Source organism: Mobiluncus mulieris (assembly GCF_014204735.1).
GTDB classification, from domain to species: domain Bacteria; phylum Actinomycetota; class Actinomycetes; order Actinomycetales; family Actinomycetaceae; genus Mobiluncus; species Mobiluncus mulieris.
On the sequence record NZ_JACHMA010000001.1, the window covers coordinates 14,488 to 36,634 of the forward strand.

Annotated in this window: 17 protein-coding genes and 5 tRNA genes; 16 read left to right on the forward strand and 6 right to left on the reverse strand. The window is 54.6% G+C overall.

The window, feature by feature from the left end:
* Positions 1–2 precede the first annotated feature (2 nt).
* Positions 3–1,022 carry a 4-(cytidine 5'-diphospho)-2-C-methyl-D-erythritol kinase gene (locus tag F4555_RS00055; RefSeq protein WP_217490407.1) on the forward strand — a complete coding sequence of 340 codons (1,020 nt, stop codon included), beginning with the start codon at positions 3–5 and terminating at the stop codon, positions 1,020–1,022.
* Here the strand turns inward: F4555_RS00055 and F4555_RS00060 are convergent.
* Entirely contained in the window at positions 1,016–1,537 is a 522-nt protein-coding gene (locus F4555_RS00060; protein ID WP_004013285.1) for a MarR family winged helix-turn-helix transcriptional regulator, read from the reverse strand. The genes F4555_RS00055 and F4555_RS00060 overlap by 7 nt on opposite strands.
* A gap of 146 nt (positions 1,538–1,683) precedes the next feature.
* On the opposite strand from F4555_RS00060, the gene F4555_RS00065 reads away from it, so the two are divergent.
* From F4555_RS00065 to F4555_RS00075, 3 genes are all read left to right on the forward strand, one after another.
* Positions 1,684–1,754 (forward strand) — tRNA-Gln (locus F4555_RS00065).
* Between the two features lie 105 nt (positions 1,755–1,859).
* Positions 1,860–3,362 (forward strand): bifunctional UDP-N-acetylglucosamine diphosphorylase/glucosamine-1-phosphate N-acetyltransferase GlmU, encoded by a 1,503-nt coding sequence (gene glmU / locus F4555_RS00070; protein WP_004013284.1) that lies wholly within the window; start codon positions 1,860–1,862, stop codon positions 3,360–3,362.
* Between the two features lie 42 nt (positions 3,363–3,404).
* The gene (locus tag F4555_RS00075; protein WP_004013283.1) at positions 3,405–4,376 is read left to right on the forward strand and encodes a ribose-phosphate diphosphokinase; all 972 of its coding nucleotides are present in this window, start codon (positions 3,405–3,407) and stop codon (positions 4,374–4,376) included.
* Positions 4,377–4,408: 32 nt separating this feature from the next.
* On the opposite strand, the gene F4555_RS00080 is transcribed toward F4555_RS00075, so the two are convergent.
* Positions 4,409–5,155, reverse strand: coding sequence for a nitroreductase family protein (locus tag F4555_RS00080; protein WP_004013282.1), 747 nt, complete (start codon positions 5,153–5,155; stop codon positions 4,409–4,411).
* 266 nt (positions 5,156–5,421) lie between these two features.
* On the opposite strand from F4555_RS00080, the gene F4555_RS00085 reads away from it, so the two are divergent.
* The 5 genes from F4555_RS00085 (at position 5,422) to eno (ending at position 12,383) form a co-directional block, all read left to right on the forward strand.
* The gene (locus F4555_RS00085) at positions 5,422–6,048 is read left to right on the forward strand and encodes a 50S ribosomal protein L25/general stress protein Ctc (RefSeq protein ID WP_004013281.1); all 627 of its coding nucleotides are present in this window, start codon (positions 5,422–5,424) and stop codon (positions 6,046–6,048) included.
* A 78-nt stretch (positions 6,049–6,126) separates the two neighbouring features.
* The gene (gene pth, locus F4555_RS00090; RefSeq protein ID WP_004013280.1) at positions 6,127–6,750 is read left to right on the forward strand and encodes an aminoacyl-tRNA hydrolase; all 624 of its coding nucleotides are present in this window, start codon (positions 6,127–6,129) and stop codon (positions 6,748–6,750) included.
* Between the two features lie 54 nt (positions 6,751–6,804).
* A complete protein-coding gene (gene mfd, locus F4555_RS00095; protein WP_004013279.1) occupies positions 6,805–10,323 on the forward strand; it encodes a transcription-repair coupling factor in 3,519 nt (1,172 codons plus the stop codon).
* A 56-nt stretch (positions 10,324–10,379) separates the two neighbouring features.
* Complete coding sequence (locus F4555_RS00100) at positions 10,380–10,928, forward strand: hypothetical protein (RefSeq protein ID WP_004013997.1); 549 nt, start codon at positions 10,380–10,382, stop codon at positions 10,926–10,928.
* Positions 10,929–11,102: 174 nt separating this feature from the next.
* Positions 11,103–12,383, forward strand: a complete 1,281-nt coding sequence (gene eno / locus F4555_RS00105; protein WP_004013277.1) for a phosphopyruvate hydratase — start codon at positions 11,103–11,105, stop codon at positions 12,381–12,383.
* 62 nt (positions 12,384–12,445) lie between these two features.
* On the opposite strand, the gene F4555_RS00110 is transcribed toward eno, so the two are convergent.
* Together F4555_RS00110 and F4555_RS00115 are read right to left on the reverse strand one after the other, a co-directional pair.
* A complete protein-coding gene (locus tag F4555_RS00110; RefSeq protein ID WP_004018293.1) occupies positions 12,446–13,549 on the reverse strand; it encodes an endonuclease/exonuclease/phosphatase family protein in 1,104 nt (367 codons plus the stop codon).
* Positions 13,546–15,159: a mechanosensitive ion channel family protein gene (locus F4555_RS00115; RefSeq protein ID WP_004013999.1), complete on the reverse strand. Its 1,614-nt coding sequence runs from the start codon at positions 15,157–15,159 to the stop codon at positions 13,546–13,548. Before F4555_RS00115 ends, F4555_RS00110 begins: the two co-directional genes overlap by 4 nt.
* 146 nt (positions 15,160–15,305) lie before the next feature.
* On the opposite strand from F4555_RS00115, the gene F4555_RS00120 reads away from it, so the two are divergent.
* The 3 genes from F4555_RS00120 to F4555_RS00130 all read left to right on the forward strand — a co-directional run bounded on the left by F4555_RS00120 (position 15,306) and on the right by F4555_RS00130 (position 15,586).
* Positions 15,306–15,378 (forward strand) — tRNA-Glu (locus F4555_RS00120).
* Between the two features lie 28 nt (positions 15,379–15,406).
* Positions 15,407–15,480 (forward strand) — tRNA-Asp (locus F4555_RS00125).
* Between the two features lie 30 nt (positions 15,481–15,510).
* A tRNA-Phe gene (locus tag F4555_RS00130) sits at positions 15,511–15,586 on the forward strand.
* Between the two features lie 71 nt (positions 15,587–15,657).
* On the opposite strand, the gene F4555_RS00135 is transcribed toward F4555_RS00130, so the two are convergent.
* Both F4555_RS00135 and F4555_RS00140 read right to left on the reverse strand, forming a co-directional pair.
* Complete coding sequence (locus tag F4555_RS00135) at positions 15,658–16,272, reverse strand: isochorismatase family protein (protein ID WP_004013272.1); 615 nt, start codon at positions 16,270–16,272, stop codon at positions 15,658–15,660.
* Between the two features lie 206 nt (positions 16,273–16,478).
* Positions 16,479–16,551: transfer RNA gene (locus tag F4555_RS00140), tRNA-Lys, on the reverse strand.
* Positions 16,552–16,710: 159 nt separating this feature from the next.
* On the opposite strand from F4555_RS00140, the gene F4555_RS00145 reads away from it, so the two are divergent.
* The 4 genes from F4555_RS00145 to F4555_RS00160 all read left to right on the forward strand — a co-directional run bounded on the left by F4555_RS00145 (position 16,711) and on the right by F4555_RS00160 (position 22,129).
* Positions 16,711–17,346 carry a hypothetical protein gene (locus tag F4555_RS00145; RefSeq protein WP_004013271.1) on the forward strand — a complete coding sequence of 212 codons (636 nt, stop codon included), beginning with the start codon at positions 16,711–16,713 and terminating at the stop codon, positions 17,344–17,346.
* The gene (locus F4555_RS00150) at positions 17,346–19,817 is read left to right on the forward strand and encodes an RNA degradosome polyphosphate kinase (protein WP_114989925.1); all 2,472 of its coding nucleotides are present in this window, start codon (positions 17,346–17,348) and stop codon (positions 19,815–19,817) included. The genes F4555_RS00145 and F4555_RS00150 overlap by 1 nt, the downstream gene beginning before the upstream one ends.
* Positions 19,814–20,833, forward strand: coding sequence for an NUDIX hydrolase (locus F4555_RS00155; RefSeq protein ID WP_004013269.1), 1,020 nt, complete (start codon positions 19,814–19,816; stop codon positions 20,831–20,833). The genes F4555_RS00150 and F4555_RS00155 overlap by 4 nt, the downstream gene beginning before the upstream one ends.
* Before the next feature lie 258 nt (positions 20,834–21,091).
* Positions 21,092–22,129: a beta-carotene 15,15'-monooxygenase gene (locus F4555_RS00160; protein WP_255312827.1), complete on the forward strand. Its 1,038-nt coding sequence runs from the start codon at positions 21,092–21,094 to the stop codon at positions 22,127–22,129.
* Positions 22,130–22,147 lie beyond the last annotated feature (18 nt).

The following is a 22,147-nucleotide window of genomic DNA, read 5'->3' on the forward strand; positions in this document are numbered from 1 at the left end:
TCATGAAATCAAAACAAAACAACTGCACAGATAAGGTGCGAGGAGCACGAATTGTGGCGCAGGAACCCGACAGTGTTAGCGTGTTTTCTCCTGGTAAGGTGAATCTTTATTTGCGTGTCGGGTCGGTTTTAGCCGATTCTGATGCCCCTCGCCACCAGCTGTTAACGGTGTTTCAGTGCTTGAGCCTGGGGGAGACCCTCACAATTCAGCCCCTTGGGATAAGTGGTACACAATCGGGAGGAAACACAATCCAAGATGAGGGAATTGATGCGGTAAAGACCCGGCTAGAGTCAGGGTTAGGCTCGGAAGAACATCTGGATGGGCCGGGGAACCTGGTGTATAAAACCCTGCGGTTACTGCGCGAAACCAGCGGGGTGGATTTTCCCCCCACCCAGGTTTTGGTTGACAAAAAGATTCCGATTGCCGGGGGATTGGCCGGGGGATCGGCGGATGCCGCCGGGACAATAGTAGGGGTGAACCGACTCTATCAACTAGGTTTGAGTCAGGAGCGCCAGCTAGAAGTGGCAGCACGTCTTGGGGCAGATGTGCCCGCTTTGTTGCTGGGAGGCAACTCGGTGGGAACCCGCTTCGGGGACATCCTAGAGCCTTTACCGAACGGTACAAAACGGTTTTGGATTCTGGCGATTGCGAGTGCTGGGCTCTCTACCCCCCAAGTGTTTGGGGAACTTGACCGGCAGCGGGCTTTGTCCGGAGCGAAGCTCCCCGTCCTGCCAGACTCATTGCCAAAGGAATTCTTAATGAATTTTGAAGCCCCAGCACGGGTGTTTGCCGCTGAACTGTACAATGAACTGGAAGCGGCGGCGTTGCGCCTGCGCCCGGAACTGCAGGCTGTGAAAACGGCCGCTGTGCAAGCCGGAGCCTTGGCGGCAATCATTTCGGGGTCGGGACCCACGGTGGCCTGTCTGTGCGCGGATGCATTAGCAGCCGCGCAGGTTTACGCGGAACTTCAAGACAATCCCCTCGTGAAGACGGTGATAAAAACCACCGGACCAGATTATTGAGGATTGTCGAAAGAATACTGCAAACTCCGCAATAAATCAGCAAGCTGTGTTATGTCATCCTCTGACATATCTCCCAGCCAAGTCCGCTCAATCGCGAGCAACTCGGTAATCGCCGCGTCGGCAGACTGTTGACCAGCATCGGTTAGAGCCACCAAGACGGCACGGCGATCATCGGGATGGCGCAGGCGGGTAACCAGACCGCGTTCCTCGAGACGGTCAATTCGATTCGTCATTGTCCCCGAAGACACCAGGGAAAGCTGCATCAACGCTCCGGGAGTCAAGGCGAAAGGCTCGCCGGCTCGGCGTAGCGCTGAGAGCACATCGAAAGACCAAGGCTCTAGATTTACTCGGGAAAAAGCCGCCCGTCTGGCCACATCCAGGTGTCGTGAGAGGCGTGTTAAGCGCGAAAACACTGATAGAGGCGCTAAGTCGGCCTCGGGGATAAGATTCTTCCAGGCGCTGAGAATCTCGTCGACTTCATCGGAGTACGGTGCGTTTTTATCAACAGATTTCATAGTTAGTCGCTTTCAGGTAGCACTTTCCTCCCATGATATCTTGAGATAGAGATTCTTTAGTTCAAACTAGACTGTGGACTTGGGAATAAAACAGAAAAATGGCAAAATAGGAAGCCGTGGATGAAATCTAGGATTTCATCTCGCTTTCCGCCCTGGTGTAATGGCAGCACAGAGGTTTTTGGTACCTTTAGTCTGGGTTCGAATCCTGGGGGCGGAACTTTTTGTATCCCGAGTACAGTGTCGTCTCCAGAGGCGGTAGGATAGTTTTGTCCGAGCGCCGGGTCATACCCGGAGGCACCACAAGCTTTGAACGGAGGGCATTTTGACTCAAATCAGCACCATCGTTATCTTGGCGGCGGGTCAAGGAACTCGCATGAAATCAAAGAAAGCAAAGGTTTTACACTCTTTTGCAGGGCGAACCTTGTTGTCGCACGCCATACACACCGCTCAAGAAATTAAGCCAGAACGCATCGTGCTGGTAGTGCGACATCAACGTGACGCGGTAGCAGCCGAAGCGAAACAGGTCTGTCCCGATATAATTATTGCCGACCAAGACGAAATACCTGGTACCGGAAGAGCCGTGTGGTGTGCGCTGCAAAAACTCGAAGAAATCGGGCAAGGGCAGGAAGGCACCCTGGTGGTGACCTCGGCAGATGTGCCCCTAATGGAGTCCTCTACCGTACTATCGCTGGCGGAAACCTGTGAGGATGAGGGCTCGGCTCTGTGCTTGCTGACCACGAAGATAGCGAATCCTTTCGGCTACGGTCGGATTCAACGTATTGCCGGGCAAGTAGCGGGCATTGTCGAAGAAAAGGATGCTACTTATGCCCAGAAGCAGATTAAAGAAGTCAATGCGGGGATTTATGCTTTCGATACCGAATTCCTGGCGGAGGCTTTGCCGAAACTATCCGCTAGTAATAACCAGGGCGAGATTTACCTGACTGACACGCTGAAAGTAGCACGTGAGAACGGGAGAAGAGTCTCCTCTGTGGTGCTGGCTGACACAGCACAGGCTGAGGGGTGTAATGACCGGGCGCAGCTCGCACAACTGCGCGCCGAATACAATCGCCGCCGCACTAGGTATTGGATGTTGCACGGCGTGACGATTATTGATCCGGCCTCCACCTGGATAGACGCCGATGCCAGCATAGGGATGGATACGACGATTTACCCCAATACACAATTGCGGAAAAACACGGTTATTGGCGAGGATTGCCGAATTGGACCGGATTCCACCTTGATTGATGTGAGCGTGGGAGACGGGGCGGAAGTCTGTCGGGTACACGCGATTTCAGCCGAAATTGGGGATAGAGCCAATATTGGGCCTTTCACTTATCTACGGCCAGGTACCCGACTGGGACCGGAAACCAAAGTGGGCGGGTTTTGCGAAACCAAAAATATTGAAGTTGGACGTGGCACTAAGATTCCGCATCTGTCCTATGTGGGGGATGCTACTATCGGTGAAGCCACCAATATTGGGGCTGCCACGATTTTCGCCAATTACGATGGGGTAAACAAGCACCATTCCACGGTGGGCTCGTATTGTCGCACTGGGGCGGACAATGTTTTTATCGCTCCGGTGCATATTGGCGATGGTGTCTATACTGGTGGGGGGACTATTGTGCGTCACGATATTCCTGCCGGTGCCTTGGCGGTAAACCAGCTTGACATGCGGATTATTCCCGATTGGGTGGTTGAACATCGCCCCGATACGGATGCGGCTCGTGCTGTCACCGAAAAGATTGGAACAGTCGGTACAAATTCGCTCGAAGCTGAATCTACCGCCGAGAGTCTTGCCCCAGATTCTAATTCTGGGGACAAATAAATTACAACTACATCACAAGCAAGGATAAAGACAGGAATAGAGATGGCAGATTTGTTCGAAACGCCACGGAAACGACTGGTAATAGTCTCGGGACGTTCCCACCACCAACTGGCCGAGGACGTGGCGAAAGCCCTCGATACCGAGGTACTCCCCACCACCATCTATGACTTTGCTTCCGGGGAAATTTATGTGCGATATAACGAGTCCGTACGCGGTTGCGATGTGTTTTGCATCCAATCCATTTCCGGGGACGTGAATAAGTGGTTTATGGAACAACTGATTATGGTTGATGCTCTGAAACGAGCCTCAGCTAAACGCATCACCGTGGTGGCTCCGCTCTATCCCTATTCCCGGCAAGACAAGAAACACCAGGGGCGTGAACCAATCTCGGCGCGTCTTATGGCGGATTTGTATAAAACTGCGGGAGCCTCGCGTCTGATGAGCGTGGACATGCACGCCTCGCAGGAACAGGGTTTCTTTGTGGGCCCGGTGGATCATCTGATGGCCATGCCGGTGCTCATTGACTATGTGCGCACCCGGGTGGAGTTGAATAAAGTGACCGTGGTTTCCCCCGATGCCGGGCGTATCCGGGTGGCCGAAAAGTGGGCTAATCGACTGGGGGGCAATCCGCTGGCCTTTATCCACAAAACTCGAGATACCACCCGCCCCAATGTGGCGGTGGCCAACCGGGTCGTCGGTGAGGTCGAAGGACGCACCTGCGTGTTGGTAGACGATTTGATTGACACCGGTGGCACCATCGCGGAAGCCGTGGGGGTGCTCAAAGCGGCTGGGGCAAAGGATGTTTTGGTGGCTGCCACGCACGGAGTGCTGTCTGACCCGGCCACGAAGCGTTTGAGTGAATGCGGGGCGCGAGAGATTATCGTCACCGACACTGTGCCAATTCCCGCCGCGAAGCGTTTTCCACAGCTCGTAGTCTTGCCTATCGCCCCCCTGTTGGCGCGCGCCATCCGGCAAGTTTTTGAGGAAGGATCCGTTGCAGCGTTGTTTGAGTAGGACATCATGAGGTGCTAGTTCGGGTGAAAGCGTTAGCCCAGATGGAAACCCTGGGCGGCTAGCGCCGCCGTTAGTAGGGAATCCTTGTGGCTAAATTCCCCCATCTTTTTCACAATCTGGTTCGTGAAGGTGTCTTCACGTTGATTGGTCGAACGCAGGTCGTAGTATCGGTGCATTTCCTGGTCATAGGGGGCTAAAGCATCTATCCAGGAAACCGGAGCCTGGTAGGTATCGGTCATAACCCGTAAATCTTGGGGAATGCGAGGTTTGAGTTCGGGGCTCTGATTGGGGTAGCCCAAGACTAGACCCAAAACCGGGAAAGTGTATTGAGGTAGATTCAGGACAGCAATGGTTTCAGCCGGCTGATTCAGAATGCTGCCCAGCATGGTGGTTCCCAACCCCAGGGACTCTGCTGCGCTGGCCACGCTTTGGCACATCAGCACCGCATCGGTGAAGCCCTCACGGAAATAGTCCAGGCTGCCAGCCGTGGCCGGGTCATGACCAAGGTCTTGTAAAACCGCTGCAGCGCGGGCACAATCCGCAATAAACACCAGGTATTCCGGAGCTTTGGCCTGGTAAGGCTGGTCGCCAATTTCAGCTAAGCGTTGGCGTTTGGCTTGATCTTTTACCCGGATAATCGAGGCATTTTGGGTTGCCCGAGAGGTGGCGGTACGCATCGCCACCTCGAAAAGGGTGTGCATCAGATCTTCCGGAACAGGTTTGTTTTCAAACTTACGGATAGTACGGTGGCTAAGTAGAGTTTCAACGGTTTCATTCATAGGATGAGTATGGCATTTTGCGGGTGTTTGCGCCACATATTTTGAGGAAAATCCTCGCAACTGCTATATTTGTGGGGTTGCCTCGGCGAGGGGTTGGCTCCAAACAGATTGGAATCACACCCGTTATCGACGCGGCCCCTGGTTCAACTAGGGACGTCTCGCCCGCATTGACGGGTTTTTTTAATGCCCTCGGGCATGGGACGCTTTGGTTGCTTGACAGCGGTCCAGCCGGGAAAACACAGAAGTAAACCCCTAGAGGAGGACTAATGGCTGAAAAGCACATCTTGAAAGTAAGTGAACGCACCGAGTTTGGCAAGGGCTTCGCTCGTCGCGCTCGCATGAACGACCAGATTCCCGCCGTGGTTTATGGCCACGGGGCAGATCCGGTACATGTCGTTTTGCCATACCACGACACGTTTTTGCTGGTAAAGGACAACCCCAACGCGGTTATATCCTTGGAGGGCTTGAAGAAGCCGGCTATGGTTTTGGTTAAAGACATTCAGCGCCATCCCGTGAAGCGTAGCCTCATGCACCTCGACCTGCTGTTGGTGAAGGCCGACGAAAAAGTCAATGTGGAGGTTCCTGTGGTGATAGTCGGAGAACCCGCCGTGGGCACCGTAGCGAACCTGGATTTACTCCACGTCGAAGTCCTGGCACCAGTGGTAGATATCCCCGAAACCATCGAGGTGAATGTAGACGGCATGCAGGACGGCGAGGTATTGCTGGTCTCTGAGATGAAACTACCCGCCGGTGTCGAGGCAGTTACCGATGGCGAAACCGTGGTACTCTCGGTGGCTGTCCCACAAGAGGTTGCGGTTCCTGAATCCAGTGGAGAAGAAGCCGCTGGGGCTGAAGACGCCGCTGCAACTGAGGGAGCTGGGGAAGCCGAGTAGGGCGATACGCTTGGCTAAAACTGTACCAGTTGATACAAAATGAGCCCAAAACACGAGCCGCGTTTAGACCCTTCCCGTATGGAAGACGGGAAGGGCGCGTGGCTCGTGGTCGGATTGGGCAACCCTGGAATCGAATATGCCCAGACTCGCCACAACTGCGGATATATGGTCACTGACCGTTTCGTTGAAAGTGTCGGAGGAAAATATCGCAACCAGAGTCTGGGACGCGGGGGTGCCATGGCGAAAGTGGCCGATATTCGCCTGGGATACGGCATCGACGCGCCGCAAGTTATCGTGGCACATACCGGTACCTATATGAATACCTCCGGACCGGTGGTGGGGCAGCTGTTGAAGTTCTATCAGATAGACACGGCACATCTTGTGGTGGTACACGACGATATCGACCTCAACTTTCGTTGTGCCAAACTTAAAGTGGGGGGCTCGAACGGAGGGCATAACGGGCTGAAATCCATCCAGCAAACGCTGGGAACTAAAGACTTTGCGCGGCTGCGTATCGGGGTGGGGCGCCCCCCTAGCCGCGAGCTAGGCGGGGACGTGGTGAACTGGGTGTTGGGACGATTTCCGAAATCCGAAAAAGCTAACCTTGAGGAATTTTTTGACCGAGCGGTACAATGTATCAACGATGTTGCCGAAAGTGGCTTAGCTAAGGCACAAGCGCGGTTGCACCTAGGCAATCCCTGAAGAAATGCCCGGGATTACTTTAAGAAAAAATCGAAAACACAGTAGGGTGAAGCCATGAGTTTAAGGGGGCTATTAGACCTCATACCGAGCCAGGCATATCAAGCGGCTTCGGAAATAGTGGCACCCAGCGGGTTTTATGCCCCGCTTATAGCCGGACTACCTCCGCTTGCTTTAACTGTAATCTTGACACCTAGCGGACGAGGAGCCGAAGAATTAGCTCGGGATTTATCCTGTTGGACTCGGGGGGTAGAAGTTTTCCCAGATTGGGAAACCCTGCCCCATGAAAGACTCTCGCCCCGCACCGACACGATGGCACGTCGCATCTGGGCACTGCATCGACTCACCCACCCGGAAGCTTTTGGAACAGAAGGTACAAACTCGGAGGTGGGGGAAAGCGCCGAACACAATCCCATCAAATTCCTGGTGGTACCCATGCGCGCCGCGTTGGCTCCGGTCAACACAAAAATTCTTAGCTATCCACTGTTTAAAGCCCAGGTCGGAAAGGCTTACGGCCGCGACGAGATGTCTCGAGACCTCGCGGCTTTGGGCTATGAACGTACCGAATTAGTTGTGACTCGAGGTCAGTACTCTTTGCGTGGCGGAATCGTGGATGTGTTTTCTGCGGTTAGCCCTCACCCGGTGCGCATCGAACTTTTTGGGGATGAAATCGATTCCATCCGTCCCTTTGCGGTTTCCGATCAGCGCACTTTTAACCAAGAGTTCCAATCGGTCACTGCTCCAGCGTGTCGCGAGTTCCTCCTCGACGAAACCGCACGTGTTCACGCCGCCAGTCTAGCTGCACAACTGCCCCAGGCTGCCGAGATTCTTAACCTAGCGGCGCAAGGAATATACTCCGAAGGTTTAGAATCACTCGGTGCTTTACTGGGGGCCGAGATGAAGCCACTCTTCGAACTACTGCCACCCGGCGCGAGACTGGTCGCCACCGATTTACCCCGACTCGAGGCGCGCGCCGTGGAACTGGGCGAGACCACGGCGGAATTTTTAGCCGCTTCCTGGTCGGCCGCCGCTGATGGATCCGAGATTCCCCTTGAGATAAACACCGCCTCTTTCCTCGACTTGGATGCCCTGCGTGTATCCGAAGCCAAGGCAGGAATGAAAACCTTGCGAATATCCCCATTTGCGACTCATGAATCCGCCACTACCAGCGGAGCCGAAACCGTACCACTCCCCACCACCGGAGCAACTGGAATAATCAGTACAATCCGGGAACGAGCGCGAGAACACTGGACCGTGGTGATTGCCGCCACCAGCAACGGAATGGTGCAACGTCTCCACAGGCTGTTAGCAGAAAATGACATCCCCGCTCAAGTTAGCGCTGACCTTGATGCCGAACCCGAACGCAGTGGGAAAACCTGGGTCACCGTTGCGCCGATTACAGAAGGATTTGCGCTGGCAGAGGCGAAACTGCTGGTGATTAGCGAAGCCGAGGCCTTGGGGAAACGCCAAGCGCGCCACCACGAGCAGAAAGTAAAACTGCCCACGCGGCGGCGTAAAACCATCGATCCGCTCAGCCTCAGCCCCGGCGAATACGTGGTACACGCCCAACACGGTATCGGACGGTTCGTGAAACTGGAAAAACGCACTATCGGAAAAGGGAATAAAGCCACCTCGCGCGAATACGTGGTGTTGGAATATGCCCCTTCCCAACGCCAAGGATCCAAAGATTTACTGTGGGTTCCCACTGATTCCCTCGATATGCTGTCGAAATACGTGGGAGGGGAAACCCCGACGCTGTCCAAGATGGGGGGAACGGATTGGAACAAAGCCAAACAGAAAGCCCGGAAAGCCGTCAAAGATATCGCCCGGGAGCTGGTGCGACTTTATGCGGTGCGTCAATCCAGTAAAGGCCACGCATTTAGCCCCGACACACCCTGGCAGCGCGAGTTGGAGGATTCCTTTGAGTATGTCGAAACCCCCGACCAGTTGACCACCATCGATGAAGTCAAAGCCGATATGGAAAAACCGGTGCCCATGGATCGGCTGCTGTGCGGAGACGTGGGGTACGGGAAAACCGAAATCGCGGTGCGCGCAGCCTTTAAAGCCGTGCAAGACGGGAAACAAGTCGCGGTGCTTGCCCCGACCACACTGCTGGTCAGCCAGCATTTGGAGACATTTCAAAACCGCTTCGCTGCCTTCCCGATTACGGTGGCAGCACTATCACGCTTCACCACCGTCAAAGAAGCCACACGTATCAAAGCAGATTTGGCGGACGGGAAAATCGAGGTAGTTGTAGGCACCCACGCGCTTTTGTCGGGAAAAGTTCGCTTCAAAGACCTAGGTCTGGTGGTTATAGACGAAGAGCAACGCTTCGGAGTGGAGCACAAAGAAGCTTTGAAAGCGCTGCGCACCAATGTGGACGTGTTGGCTATGAGCGCCACGCCGATTCCACGCACCCTGGAGATGGCGATTACCGGGATTCGTGGCTTGTCCACTCTGACTACCCCACCCGAAGAACGTCACCCCGTTTTGACCTATGTGGGGGCGTATTCAGACCGACAAGTTGCGGCGGCCATTAGACGCGAAATGTTACGTGACGGTCAAGTGTTTTATGTTCACAACCGAGTACAAGACATTGCCCGGGTGGCCAAGCATTTGCAGTCACTGGTACCGGAGGCTCGCATTCGGGTAGGGCACGGCCAGATGCCCGAAACCCAGCTGGAACAAGTCATGATGGATTTCTGGAACCAAGAATTCGACGTGTTGGTGTCCACCACCATCGTGGAAAATGGACTGGACGTTACAAACGCGAATACGATTATTATCGACCGGGCGGAGCGGATGGGACTGTCGCAACTGCATCAGTTACGGGGACGCGTGGGACGCGGGCGAGAACGCGGCTATGCGTATTTCCTTTATCCTGGCGGAGATACCTTGAGCGAAACGGCTTTTGAGCGGTTGAAAACCATCGGCTCGAATACGAGCCTCGGGGCAGGAATGGCCATTGCCCAAAAAGACTTGGAGATTCGGGGGGCAGGCAATTTACTTGGCGGCGAACAATCCGGGCATATCGCCTCTATAGGATTCGACCTGTATGTGCGCATGGTTGGTGAAGCTGTCGCTGCCTATAACGGGGAAGAACCAGCCGAGGATACTGCTGTGAACCTGGAGATTCCCGTCGATGCCTATATTCCCGAAGATTATCTCGAAGCCCAATCGCTGCGCCTCGATGCCTATACCCGCCTGTCCAACGCCACCTTGGACGAAGAAATTGATCAGCTGCTCGACGAGATGGATGACCGCTACGGGCGGCCACCCAGTTCCGTACAGCGGTTAGGAGAGCTGGCTAAACTGCGAAATTTGGCGCGGAAATACGGGCTGCGCGAGATTGGGGTGCGGGGGAAGTTTATTCGTTTCACGCCAGTTGAACTGGCCGATTCCCAATTAGCTAGGCTGAAGCGATTGCATCCCGGAGCCATAATCAAACTGGCGACTCGTGAACTGTTCATCCCCAAACCAGTAAAACGCGAGGGGCTGTCGGAAACTCCCGTGGTAGATGTGGAACTGATGGATTGGGTTAGCGGGGTTATTTCGGCGATAATAAAGCCTTTTTGATAAAATTGGCCGAGATGTCAATAGCTAGAAACAAAGGTTAGAGGCAAGGAGACACAGTGAAACACAAACGGGTATTTCAAGCAGTAGCGACCGGGGTCGCGATAGCAGCATTAGGGATGACTCTGAGTGGCTGCGAGGCCAAACCGGGAGTGGCGGCCGTGAGCCAGGCTGGAGAAATCACCGAAGCGGAGCTGGGGCAAGTCTCTGCCGAGCTGGCTCAGATTTCACTGGTGGATCGGGCCACCGTACTGCAGTCCCTGCTGGCCTTGAAACATGGGGGCAAAGAAGCTTTGAAACACTGCCCAACGTGGGAAGATATCCCGGTGAAAGACTTTGAAATACCGGCGGGAACCGAACTGTCCGTCCAGACCAAAAACGTGCTGACCCTGAGCCTATGCCAGGCGGCAGCCAATCCGGCAGTAGCCCAAAACCTGGGACTGCCCGTCACCAACCCGAAAACCGCTGCCTTTTTGAACACGATTTTCAACTCCTTAGGGAATCCCGGGGTGGAGCGCTCGGCTCGAGAACAATACGGACTGAGTATTCTAGAGCAACAGATTCAACAACGGCAGGCTCAGCCGCGCATGGAAACTCCCCAAGAGTAAAGCATCGATAAATCTTGGGACTTTCGGCCAAAAAAGGCTGGGCTGTGAGGAATATGGTGAGAAGTACGTGATTTTGATTGGTTACTGCTGGTCAAAACCGGAAAAATGCACGAGAATAGAACCGGGTCGGAGAAAATTCTGGCCTGTGAAGAATCCTGACAGCTAGGAGTTAAATTGGCAATCATTGAAAGCATCTATGGTCGTGAAATCCTCGATTCCCGTGGCAACCCCACGGTGGAAGTAGAAATGGAGTTGGAAGACGGCACCTTTGCCCGCGCCTCGGTTCCTTCCGGGGCTTCTACCGGACAATTCGAGGCGGTGGAACTGCGTGACGGGGATAAGTCTCGTTACCTTGGGAAAGGCGTACAAAAGGCTGTCGCCGCTGTGAACGAGACTATTGCGCCCGAAATCATTGGCATGGATTCCTTGGATCAACGTGCCATTGACCAGGCCATGATTAATCTCGACGGTACCCCCAACAAGGGCAAGCTCGGTGCCAACGCCATCCTGGGAGTATCGCTCGTGGCGGCTCATGCCAGCGCGGCCTCTCTCGACCAGCAGCTCTTCGCCTATCTGGGCGGTCCCAATGCGCATGTCCTGCCGGTTCCGATGATGAACATTTTGAATGGTGGTTCGCACGCGGATTCCAATGTGGACATCCAAGAATTCATGATTGCGCCTCTCGGAGCCGCTTCCTTCAAAGAAGCGCTGCGGATGGGCGCCGAGGTCTATCACGCCCTCAAAGGCGTGCTGAAAGACAAGGGCTTGGCGACTGGTCTGGGTGATGAAGGCGGTTTCGCCCCCAACCTCGATTCCAATGCCGAGGCTCTCGACTTGATTGTGGACGCTATCTCTAAGGCCGGCTACCAGCCCGGCAAAGATGTCGCTTTGGCACTAGACGTGGCCTCCTCTGAGTTCTTTAAGGACGGCAAGTACCAGTTCGAAGGTGAAGGCCGCGACACCGACTTTATGGTGAAATACTACGAGAAACTCATTGCCAAATACCCGATTGTTTCCATCGAGGATCCCCTCTCGGAAGAAGAATGGGAAGCATGGAAGCAACTGACCGCCGAAATTGGCGACAAGGTGCAGCTGGTGGGCGACGACCTGTTTGTCACCAACCCGGAGCGCCTCAAACGAGGTATCGACAACCACGTGGCCAATGCCCTGTTGGTGAAGGTAAACCAGATTGGTTCGCTGACTGAAACCCTGGACGCCGTAGAGATGGCGCACCGCGCCCGCTACCATTCCATGACCTCGCACCGTTCCGGTGAAACCGAAGACACCACCATTGCACACCTGGCAGTGGCTACCAACGCTGGGCAAATCAAAACCGGGGCTCCGGCTCGTACCGAGCGCGTCGCCAAGTACAATGAGCTGCTTCGCATCGAGGACTTCCTCGAAGAAGCCGCAGTTTATGCCGGTCGAGATGCCTTCCCGCGTTTCTCGGCCTAGATTGGTAGTTGTACGCAATCATAAAAATGAGCCGCCAGGATTACCTGGCGGTTCATTTTTGCCTAGTGGGTCACCGGGCGAGGTTTGAGGTCATAGACCACCGCCAAGTGATTAGAAACCGGTAGCCGCAGCGCCCGGGGTGCGGCTACCGGCACCCAGCCCGCCGCTAGCAACTGATTAAAAGTTTTTTGGGGAACCTTGACTGGAAAAGATTGGGTCGCTCCGTGCCAAGAGGGACGCATTGTCTGATCTAGAAGACCTAAAGCGGCTGCGGCATCATCCGCATACAAGTTGAAATCCCCCGTCAACACTCCTGAATGCCGCGATAATTCCAACACGGAACGCCAGGCTCGACGCAACTGACTTTGTGCCGTACCCCGATGGGTGTCTAGATGGGTGTTCCCCACTGCGATGGTACCGAAAGGCGTCAAAATCAGGGCGGCTTGCAAAACACGCATTTCACCGGGAATCAGGCGCACCCCAGGCATCGCCGCCGGTAGGGACTTCAAACCCGTCAGAAACCCCTTGGAAAATCCGCGCCAAAACCCCGAACCCCACTGTAAACTCCACCGGGCGCGTCCCAGACGTTTCACATGCCAAGATTTCACCGGCCAGCGCGAGAGCATTGCGATACCGTAGCCGTTCTCGCGGGTAATATTCGTATGCACCGGCCGACGGCGCAGTCCGGACATGGCACCCGCAAAAGCCGCTGTCATGCGCCAATATGGCATGCCTATCGCATTAGCCAGGAACTCGGCTTCCGGTAAGTAGCCGGAACGACGCTGTCCCTTGTCGACTTCTTGCAGACAAATAATATCCGGGCGTAGCTCTCGCAACACCGCTGCTGTGTCCTCTAAGGCGCCAGCCGCGTTTACGGCTCGCGCCGAAGCGGTGCTCGGTCCAAACATACTGGCCAGAAAGTGAGCCCACCACTGACGAGGGGTGCTGTGCTGCTTTGCAGGTGCCACCAACCCCCCTAAATCCGCATCTGGCCATCCACTCGGGGGCTTGCCGTGGTGCAGATTGAAAGTAACAATCCGTAGGTAATCCGTTGACGCTAGCGGGGTGGGAGTTACTTGTTCGGGTAGCGGGAACCGGCGCAGCTTCATGCGTAAAGCGGCGGGGAGCTTCTTGCGGTTTCCGGGGTTAGACTTTGGGTTAGTCACGGCGCGTCCTTGGATGAAGTTTCGGATTCATGAGACGCTAGTTCGGAATTCGACGTAGATTTAGAATCGCGACTTGCGCCGGTGAGTTTTTCGCGGCGCTTTTCGGCATCCGGGGAACCCGAATAAAAACGTTCCGTGGAAATCGTGGTGGTGGGGGAGAATACCTTCGTTTGCGCCAAGTCAGAGGCGTCAAAGGCGGCGGCACTATCATCGGTACATTCATCAGTCTCGGCTGTAGAGAGATCCAAATCCCGCGCTTTGGCGCGCCAAGAACGTCGCTTATCCAGCAATTTGCGAGCATACTGTTCGAGAATTGGCTCACCATAAGGATCCGTGGCATAAGCAGCTTCCTTGCGTGCCTCGGCGGCCTCTTCGCGACGACGTGCGTTTTGCGCGTGATTCTCGGCGATAACCGAGTATCGCAGCTGACGTTCCATCGCAATTTTATCCGCCGGTAAAGACACCGTTTCAACCTGCTGGGGTTCCAAACGCTGTCGTGGGAGCGCATAGGGAGCCTCCGCTTGAATCCAATCAATTAAGTGTTCACGCAGGTAACAACGCAAATCCCATAAGTCCCCCGAATTTGGGGCGCTGACCGCAACCCGAACCACCATGCCATCCGCCGAAGAATCTGTCACCTGGACGTTTGCAGTGCGGCCATCCCACAAATCAGTGTCATTCAAGAGACGATCTACCTCGTTACGTAAAGACGGCACTGGTAGACGCCAATCCGCGTGAATTTCGACCGTACCCAGTAGCTGGGCATCGCGTTTTGTCCAGTTCTCAAAGGCATCTTCGGTGAACTTTTTGGACGGCAAGATTAGGCGCCGCCCATCCCACATCAACACCACCACATAGGTCAAGGTGATTTCCTCGATGGTGCCCGACTCGCCATGAACCACCACCAAATCACCGACTCGAATCGAGTCTGAAAAAGCAATCTGGACTCCGGCGAACATGTTCGCCAATAACCCCTGGGCGGCGATACCAGCAATCAGTGAGATAATCCCCGCCGAAGCCAAGACCGAGCCCATTGCAACGCGCGCCTGGGGGAAAGAAAGCGCGATTACGCTCGCCCCGGTCACCGCGAAAAAAGCCTGGAGTACCCGATGCAATACCTGGGCTTGGGTCAGGAGACGGCTGGGTTTTTTGTCATTCTCGCGATGCGTTCGGGTGAGGTCTTCGAGTACCGCGCACAGGCGCATTAACCACCAGGTAACTCCCAGAATTGTGATAATCAACAGGGTGTGACCCACCAAATCTATCCACGCGCCAGGAACCCCGTGCATCGACCACAACCAGCCCAGATGCACTCCCAGCAAGAAAGCCGCGATACTGCCCGAAATACGTGAACGGCGTTCGAAGTATTTGATGAAAGGATGTAGTCTACCCAGCCGTCGTAAGAAAAACCACGTTAATTGGGTGGATACCAGCATGATGAACGCCCCGGTTGAACAGGATATAAGTGCAGCCACCACGTCTATGGAGGCCTCGATTACCTGGTCAACTGGGGTGGTGGGGGTGGGATTTGGCTGTGGAGGTACTTTGGGAGTGTCTCCACTAGTAGTTAATCCTCCGGGAAACAATGGGGAAACGGGCCAAAAACACATACCTAAAACCTAGCAGTTTTCCGGGGGAAAAGGACTTTGAAAGCCCCGGGGCGCGCTGTGTAACGGGTGGGCTCTGGACTCGATTTTGCGTAAAAGGGATTTATGCCTTAAACTATTTCAAGTCCTAATCCGAAAGGTTAGGCGACGCTCCTATCGTCTAGCGGCCTAGGACTCCGCCCTTTCACGGCGGCAACACGGGTTCAAATCCCGTTGGGAGTACCGCAGTCTGTAAAGACTGCAAGCGTTAGGCCCTGTAGCGCAGTTGGTTAGCGCGCCGCCCTGTCACGGCGGAGGTCGCGGGTTCAAGTCCCGTCAGGGTCGCAGGTTTGAGTGTAAATCGCTCGAACTGCTGGCTCTGTAGCTCAGTTGGCAGAGCGAACGACTGAAAATCGTTAGGTCACCGGATCGACGCCGGTCGGAGCCACCAAAAGTCCCGCCTGGCGGGACTTTTTAGGTTAACCTGACGGTTTTTGGATGGCATCTAACCTGGGTTACAGGTTATTTCTGGAGCGGTTGGATTTCTGTAAAGGCCTCGTCGCTGGGGATTTGGTCAATACCGGCCGCGCGCATTTCCTCGCGGGCAGCCTGGCCGAGTTCCTCGGATACCGGGATTGTCAAATCAGAAAATACCCGGGTCGGCCACCCTAAATCAATGGCATCCAAGGCCGTGTCCTTGACACAGTGCGATTCCGCAATCCCCACGATGTCCACTTCGGTGATTTCGGCGGCGCGCAGAATTTCCTCCAAAGTGGCACCATCTTTGTTAATCCCTTCAAATCCGGAGTAAGCCGCCGCGTATTGGCCTTTTTTCACGGATTCATCGATTGGTAAGGCGGCGATGGCATCGTGAACTTCGGCCTCAGGGGTGCCCGCCACCCCGTGAGGAGGCCAGGAATCAACGAAATCTGGGTCATCGGAAAAGTGAGAACCCGGATTAATATGCCAATCTTGCGTGGTGACGAGCAAAACGTATTCGTCTTGATTTTCGGTAACGAAATCTGCGATTCTCTCGGCTACGGCGTTGCCGCCTTTACAAGCGAGAGCTCCCCCTTCACAAAAAGTCGGCTGTACGTCCACAATCAGTAAAGCACGTTTCCTGGATTTCTCTTCCATTGGTATTCCTCCCGTTTCTCGCTCGCCACCATTATAGGTGTTTCGGGAAAAAGAATTGTAGGTTCAGACAAGGGAAACCGGGGACTTGCACGCATTTCAGCATAACCGCAGGCTAAGTGTCGCTTATCTAGTTGTTCTTTAGGTTTGGGGTGTTTCCCCGTTTTCGTGACCTTGAAATGCTTTGACCTGTGATTTTATCCATTTAGTAGGCCCAGGGGGGCTCGAACCCCCGACCCACGGATTAAAAGTCCGCTGCTCTACCAACTGAGCTATAGGCCCGAAGAAAGATTATAGCGGAAAGTTTGGCGGAACAAAACTGGAGGCAAAATTTTGGGGGTAAAAAATGCAGGTTGAGATTTCTTGGGCAGCTAAAATCACCCATATCTGAGTAAAATCTCGCATAATTGAACCAGGCTTTAGACACAGGAGGAAAGACCTATGGAGACGAGAAAACCCCGCCGACCCGCAATCATTGACCCTGAGACCCTGGAATATTTGGAAGGTGAGGAAGACCCCGCCCTGTCTAGTGAATCCGCGCACACCTCTGCACGTATTTTGATTAAAGCACCCCGGGAAGAATGGTCTGACCCCGATGCGGAAACCCGCGAGCGCCTGTTGAGCTATCTGAAAACCCACGGGATTGACGACCTGGCGGAACTGTGGTCGCATTCCCCGGCGGAAACCTTGCCGGGTACCCTGTGGCGGCTACTGTTGATAGATGAATGGATAAAACGTTTTCCCCAAGGCGTGTCCAGGCGTTTCCAACAGGGCTTGACCAGCCCGAAACTCTCTCAATTCATTGATGTTCAGGGGGCGCGCACCTTGGATTTTCTGGGGTGGCACAAACGTCTGGGCACTATTATGACTGGAGATTTCACCGGTGATTTTGCAGATTTCTTGGAAGAATCCCAAGCCGTGTTACGAGTGTTGGCCGCCAGTGAAGAAGTGTGGATGAAAGAAGACCCCACCAATCCCCTGGCTAATCCCGTCACGATGCGAGACGACGCCCTGATGAACACCGCTCAGGAACTCTTTGACTCCGCCACCCTCTACCGGGAAGGACGTTTGCGCTAATGAGTGAAAATCACGACAATCCCGAAACGGAACTTGCCACCCCGCCCGGGCTGTCGGAAGCCCCGGCTGGTACCCGGGGCGAGGAGGAACGTAAATTCCCTTTCGAAGGTGCTAAGGCAGAAGAGATGTTCCCTAAAGATGCCTCTGTTTTTGCGGGATCCCAGGAATACGATGATGCCGATTTTGTGGAACCAGAACAAAACGAATCAGTAAAAAGTCCGCCCCAGTCTGTGGCAATAGCCAGCACGGATGCCTTGACCAGCAGTCGAGGGAACATTTCAACCAAAGTTCAAGACCATCCGCCCCTGCAGCTGCAAACTGAACCGGGACTGACCGCCAAAGGAATGCCGAGACTCCCCAAGGGACGTTTCGCTGATAGAGAGCTAAGCTGGTTGGCTTTCAATCAACGGGTTTTCGAACAAGCGCAAGACGAGCAGCTAAAGCTGTTGGAACGTGCTTGGTTTTTAACGATTTACTGTTCCAACCTCGACGAGTTCTATATGGTGCGAGTCGCCGGACTGAAACGTCGTATCGCCGCCGGATTTGCCACCGTGTCATCCTCGGGGTTAACCCCGAGGCAGCTAGAAGGCGAGATCAGCCGTCGTTCCCATGAGATGACCGGAAATGTGTATCACTACTTTCAAGAAACTATCCGTCCGGAACTCGATAAGGCCGGATTGGTGATTACCGACTGGGAGGCACTCAACGACACTCAGAAAAACGCCCTGCACCGGTATTTTCGCAACCAGGTGTTCCCGATTCTGTCGCCTCTGGCTATAGATCCGGCTCACCCTTTTCCTTTTATCTCCGGTTTGGCTCTGAACCTAGCGATTCTGGTGCGAAATCCTAGCTCCGGCAAGGATCACTTTGCTCGCCTGAAGGTACCAGCGCAGTTGCCGCGTTTTGTACCGTTAAGCGAACAGGGCGTGGAAAATGACCCGTCAGAGCGAATTCTGAGTGGAGAGGCTGTCAATTTTGTACCCATGGAGCAGATTATTGCTGCCCATCTTGACCACCTGTTCCCGGGGATGGAAATAGTGGAATCTCATCCTTTCAGGGTTACCCGCAACGAAGACTTGGAAGTAGAAGAAGACGATGCGGAAAACATCTTGACCGCGATGGAATCCGAACTGGCTAAACGTCGGTTTGGACCGGCGGTACGCCTGGAAGTAACCGAGAAAATGCCAGCTTATATCTTGGATTTCTTGACCGAAAATCTCGAGATAGGTGCCTCGGATGTGTTTCGTTTGGCCGGCCCTTTGGACTTACGTGGGCTCAACGATCTTCATAATTTGGATATTCCCGAACTGAAGTATCCCCCCTATGTTCCGGTGACTCCAGCGGGTTTGGCCGAGAAAGAATCCGCTAAATCCCAGGATTTGTTCGCGGCGATTCGTGAGCACGACGTACTGATTCACCTGCCCTATGACTCTTTTGCTACCTCGGTGCAACAGTTCGTGGTGCAAGCTGCCAATGACCCCAATGTGTTGGCTATCAAGCAAACCCTGTATCGAACCTCGGGGGATTCCCCAATTGTTCAGGCCCTAATTGATGCGGCGCGCGCCGGAAAACAAGTCGTGGCGATTGTGGAAATAAAAGCGCGTTTTGATGAGGCCGCGAACATTAGCTGGGCTCGCAAAATGGAACGCTACGGGGTACACGTGGTCTATGGCATGGTAGGGCTGAAAACCCACTGCAAACTGTGCCTGGTGGTGCGTCAAGAACCCGACGGTTTGAAACGTTACTGTCATGTGGGCACCGGCAACTATCATCCCAAAACCGCGCGTGGCTATGAAGATCTTGGTTTGTTGACAGTGAACCGCGATGTGGCCCAAGACTTGACCCGTTTATTCAACCAGCTCTCTGGCTATGCGCCACGTTCGACTTTCCACCGTTTGCTGGTGGCACCACGTTCCATCCGTGACGGACTACTGGCCGGGATAGAACAAGAAATTGCCAACCACCAGGCTGGTAAACCCGCCTGGATTCTGTTCAAAGCGAATTCAATAGTGGATGAGCGCATGACCGATGCGCTCTATCGCGCCTCGCAGGCCGGAGTGCCAGTCGATGTCCAGGTTCGCGGGATTTGTTCGCTGAAACCGGGAATCCCGGGACTTTCCGAAAACATCCGCGTCGTGTCAATTTTGGGGCGTTTTCTGGAACACTCTCGGGTTTATGCCTTCGCTAATGATGGCAATCCGCAGGTGTGGATTGGTTCGGCAGATTTGATGCACCGCAACCTCGATCGTCGCGTGGAAGCCTTGGTACGTATAATCAACCCGGAGCAGGTCAAATACCTGATAGAAGTGGTGCGTAAAGGTGTGTCTGACCTGACATCTTCCTGGCGGCTCATGCCCGACCAGCAGTGGGTGCGTGTTACTGCCGACGATGCCGGCAACCGCCTCGAAGACATTCAAGAAACCCTGATGGCACAGACTTCGTCACGCGTGGTAGGGAGAAACTGTCCATGACAGATTCGTCCCACCCCCGGTGTACACGCCGCTATGGAATTTACGCAGCCGGAGGGATTGTGTGGCGTCCGGCTCCCGAACCTGTAGGTTTCGAGATTCTGGTGGTGCACCGTCCGAAATACGACGATTGGTCCTTCCCGAAAGGCAAACTTGAATCCGATGAGATGCTTCCGGCTGCGGCCGTACGCGAGATAGCAGAAGAAACTGGCTATCAGGTGTGCCTGGGTTCGCGCCTGGCAGTGACTAACTATCCGGTGGACGGCATCGACAAGCAGGTTACCTACTGGCTGGCCGCTCCGCGTGACACGCCCGCTCTGCGGGCTCGTCCCCACGTCCATCCGGCTTCTAAAAAAGAAATCGACGAAGTGCGTTGGGTAGGAATTGACCAGGCCGCGCAGCTATTGACCCAAGAGTTTGATCGGGGTTTAGCTCGGCGCGCCGGGCAGTTGCTAGCTGCCGGGTGGGGCTGCAGTGCGCCGGTGGTACTGTTTCGTCACGCCAAGGCTAAGGCTCGCGAGGACTGGGCGGGCGATGATGCCCTGCGACCGTTGCGGAAAAAGGGATGCCGACAAGCTCGAGACATGGTGCCCGTGTTGGCGGCTTTCGGAGTGTCTCGGGTAGTGACCTCGCCATGGAAACGCGCCGCTCTTAGCGTGGAACCATACCTGGAGGCGACTGGAATCGCCGCTGAATATACGGCGGCACTTAGCGAGGCGGGCTTTGCGTCGCATCCGGAAACGGCGCAGGCTTTACTGTCAGCTTGTGTTTCCCAAGGGCTCATGAGTAGCGGGGTTGTGATTTGCAGTCACCGTCCCGTTTTAGAGTCTCTCGTAGCCCAAATACAACAGACAGCTGGCGAGAGCTTTCGGGGTAAAAGGGAAGCCAATTGGAGTCCACTGGGTTTGGCTGAAATCATGGTGTCGCACTTTGGGTACTCGCAGGCAGGCGAAGCAAAGTTACTGGGAATGGAACGGTATTTACCGCTAGCGCCTTTAGAACAAGAATTGTCAGGTTAAACCCCACAGTTTTTAATTTATTTTTCAAAGCACTGGCGAAACACTCCACAGTGGGGTATCTTTTAATCAAGACATCGGTGTCGCGAAAGCCCCGGGCTCCATTAACTGCCGCTACGAGCGGCCTTCGCGCCGACAGGCGCTTTGCGGTGCTGATGTCGCGCAGGCTCCAGGTAACTGGAGCCTGCGAAGTTTTTAGAACCGGCTCTCCAGCGTTTCGCCAAAGGTGAAACCCCAACGATTGTGTGAAATAATCTGAACATGAATGCTGCAACCCCGTTCCAACCGTCGGCCGTGCCCCGTCCGGATGCAACGGGGTATGACAATCAGCAAAGTTCTGAATCAGCGTCACGAAATGTGGTGAAACCAAGTCCACAAAGCCCAGCTATGACCGACACGATGGTAATTAAACGGCGCGACCGACGCAGCGTTCACGCCCAAGCGCATCTGGAGAAGCTGCCGAAAGTTCCTGAGAGTCTCGTGGGTCGAGTGTTGTGTGCCCACCCTGAAATCGTCACTGCTGTGGCGTGCCTGTTATTGGCGGTACTGTTTTTGTTGCCCCGCGAAATCTTGACGGTAGCAACTGCCATTGGAGTGGTGAGTTTTGCTTTCGGGTGGGCTCGCCTGATTCGCCTGCCGGCTCCCACTGCTACGGCGGCTCTGGTTGGAGGGGTGGGAATCCTCGTGGTACTTGCCGCGAGGACTTTCGGGGATTTTTCGATAGTGACTGAAATAGTGGGGCTGGGGATAGTGGCGGCTTTTGGAGTTGAAATGTGGCGTTATCCCCGCCACGATTTGCTGTTATCTGTGTCGGGAAATGTGGCGGGTTTACTGGTGGTCTCTACCAGCGGGGCGTGGATTGTCCTGGAAAAGGATGCGATGTGGTTTTTCTTGCTGGTTCCTGCCGCTTTAACCTTGTTGGGCGGATGCGCCGGAATGGGGATTAGCGCCAACTGGAGTGTCAAAGCGCGTGCGGGAACCACCCTGGCATTTTCTATGCTCTTCGGAGCTATCGCGGGGATACTCATCATGGTTTGGTATAGTGTTATGCGTGAAAATCTTATGATTTTCACCGGGGAACACCTGTCTGCCTTGCCTGCAGCTATAGCCTCTGGGGTGGTACTGGGACTCGTAATCGGTTTGATGTTTGCGTCGCTGACGGTGATGTTTAGTGCCGACATGGCTCCGGCCACTATCAGTGCGGTTTTCTCGCAGGCATTAATCCCGGTTTTAGCGGCCGGGATTCCGGTGTATGTACTGGCTCGACTGCTGGTGGGGGAAGGCTCGGTTTTGCCTTGAAATCAGTAAATCGTCGGA

Coding starts and splice junctions, on each gene's coding strand:
- F4555_RS00055 (WP_217490407.1), top strand. CDS start 3: ATGAAATCAAAACAAAACAACTGCACAGATAAGGTGCGAGGAGCACGA.
- F4555_RS00060 (WP_004013285.1), bottom strand. CDS start 1,537: ATGAAATCTGTTGATAAAAACGCACCGTACTCCGATGAAGTCGACGAG.
- F4555_RS00075 (WP_004013283.1), top strand. CDS start 3,405: ATGGCAGATTTGTTCGAAACGCCACGGAAACGACTGGTAATAGTCTCG.
- F4555_RS00080 (WP_004013282.1), bottom strand. CDS start 5,155: ATGAATGAAACCGTTGAAACTCTACTTAGCCACCGTACTATCCGTAAG.
- F4555_RS00085 (WP_004013281.1), top strand. CDS start 5,422: ATGGCTGAAAAGCACATCTTGAAAGTAAGTGAACGCACCGAGTTTGGC.
- pth (WP_004013280.1), top strand. CDS start 6,127: ATGGAAGACGGGAAGGGCGCGTGGCTCGTGGTCGGATTGGGCAACCCT.
- mfd (WP_004013279.1), top strand. CDS start 6,805: ATGAGTTTAAGGGGGCTATTAGACCTCATACCGAGCCAGGCATATCAA.
- F4555_RS00115 (WP_004013999.1), bottom strand. CDS start 15,159: ATGTGTTTTTGGCCCGTTTCCCCATTGTTTCCCGGAGGATTAACTACT.
- F4555_RS00135 (WP_004013272.1), bottom strand. CDS start 16,272: ATGGAAGAGAAATCCAGGAAACGTGCTTTACTGATTGTGGACGTACAG.
- F4555_RS00145 (WP_004013271.1), top strand. CDS start 16,711: ATGGAGACGAGAAAACCCCGCCGACCCGCAATCATTGACCCTGAGACC.
- F4555_RS00150 (WP_114989925.1), top strand. CDS start 17,346: ATGAGTGAAAATCACGACAATCCCGAAACGGAACTTGCCACCCCGCCC.
- F4555_RS00155 (WP_004013269.1), top strand. CDS start 19,814: ATGACAGATTCGTCCCACCCCCGGTGTACACGCCGCTATGGAATTTAC.
- F4555_RS00160 (WP_255312827.1), top strand. CDS start 21,092: ATGAATGCTGCAACCCCGTTCCAACCGTCGGCCGTGCCCCGTCCGGAT.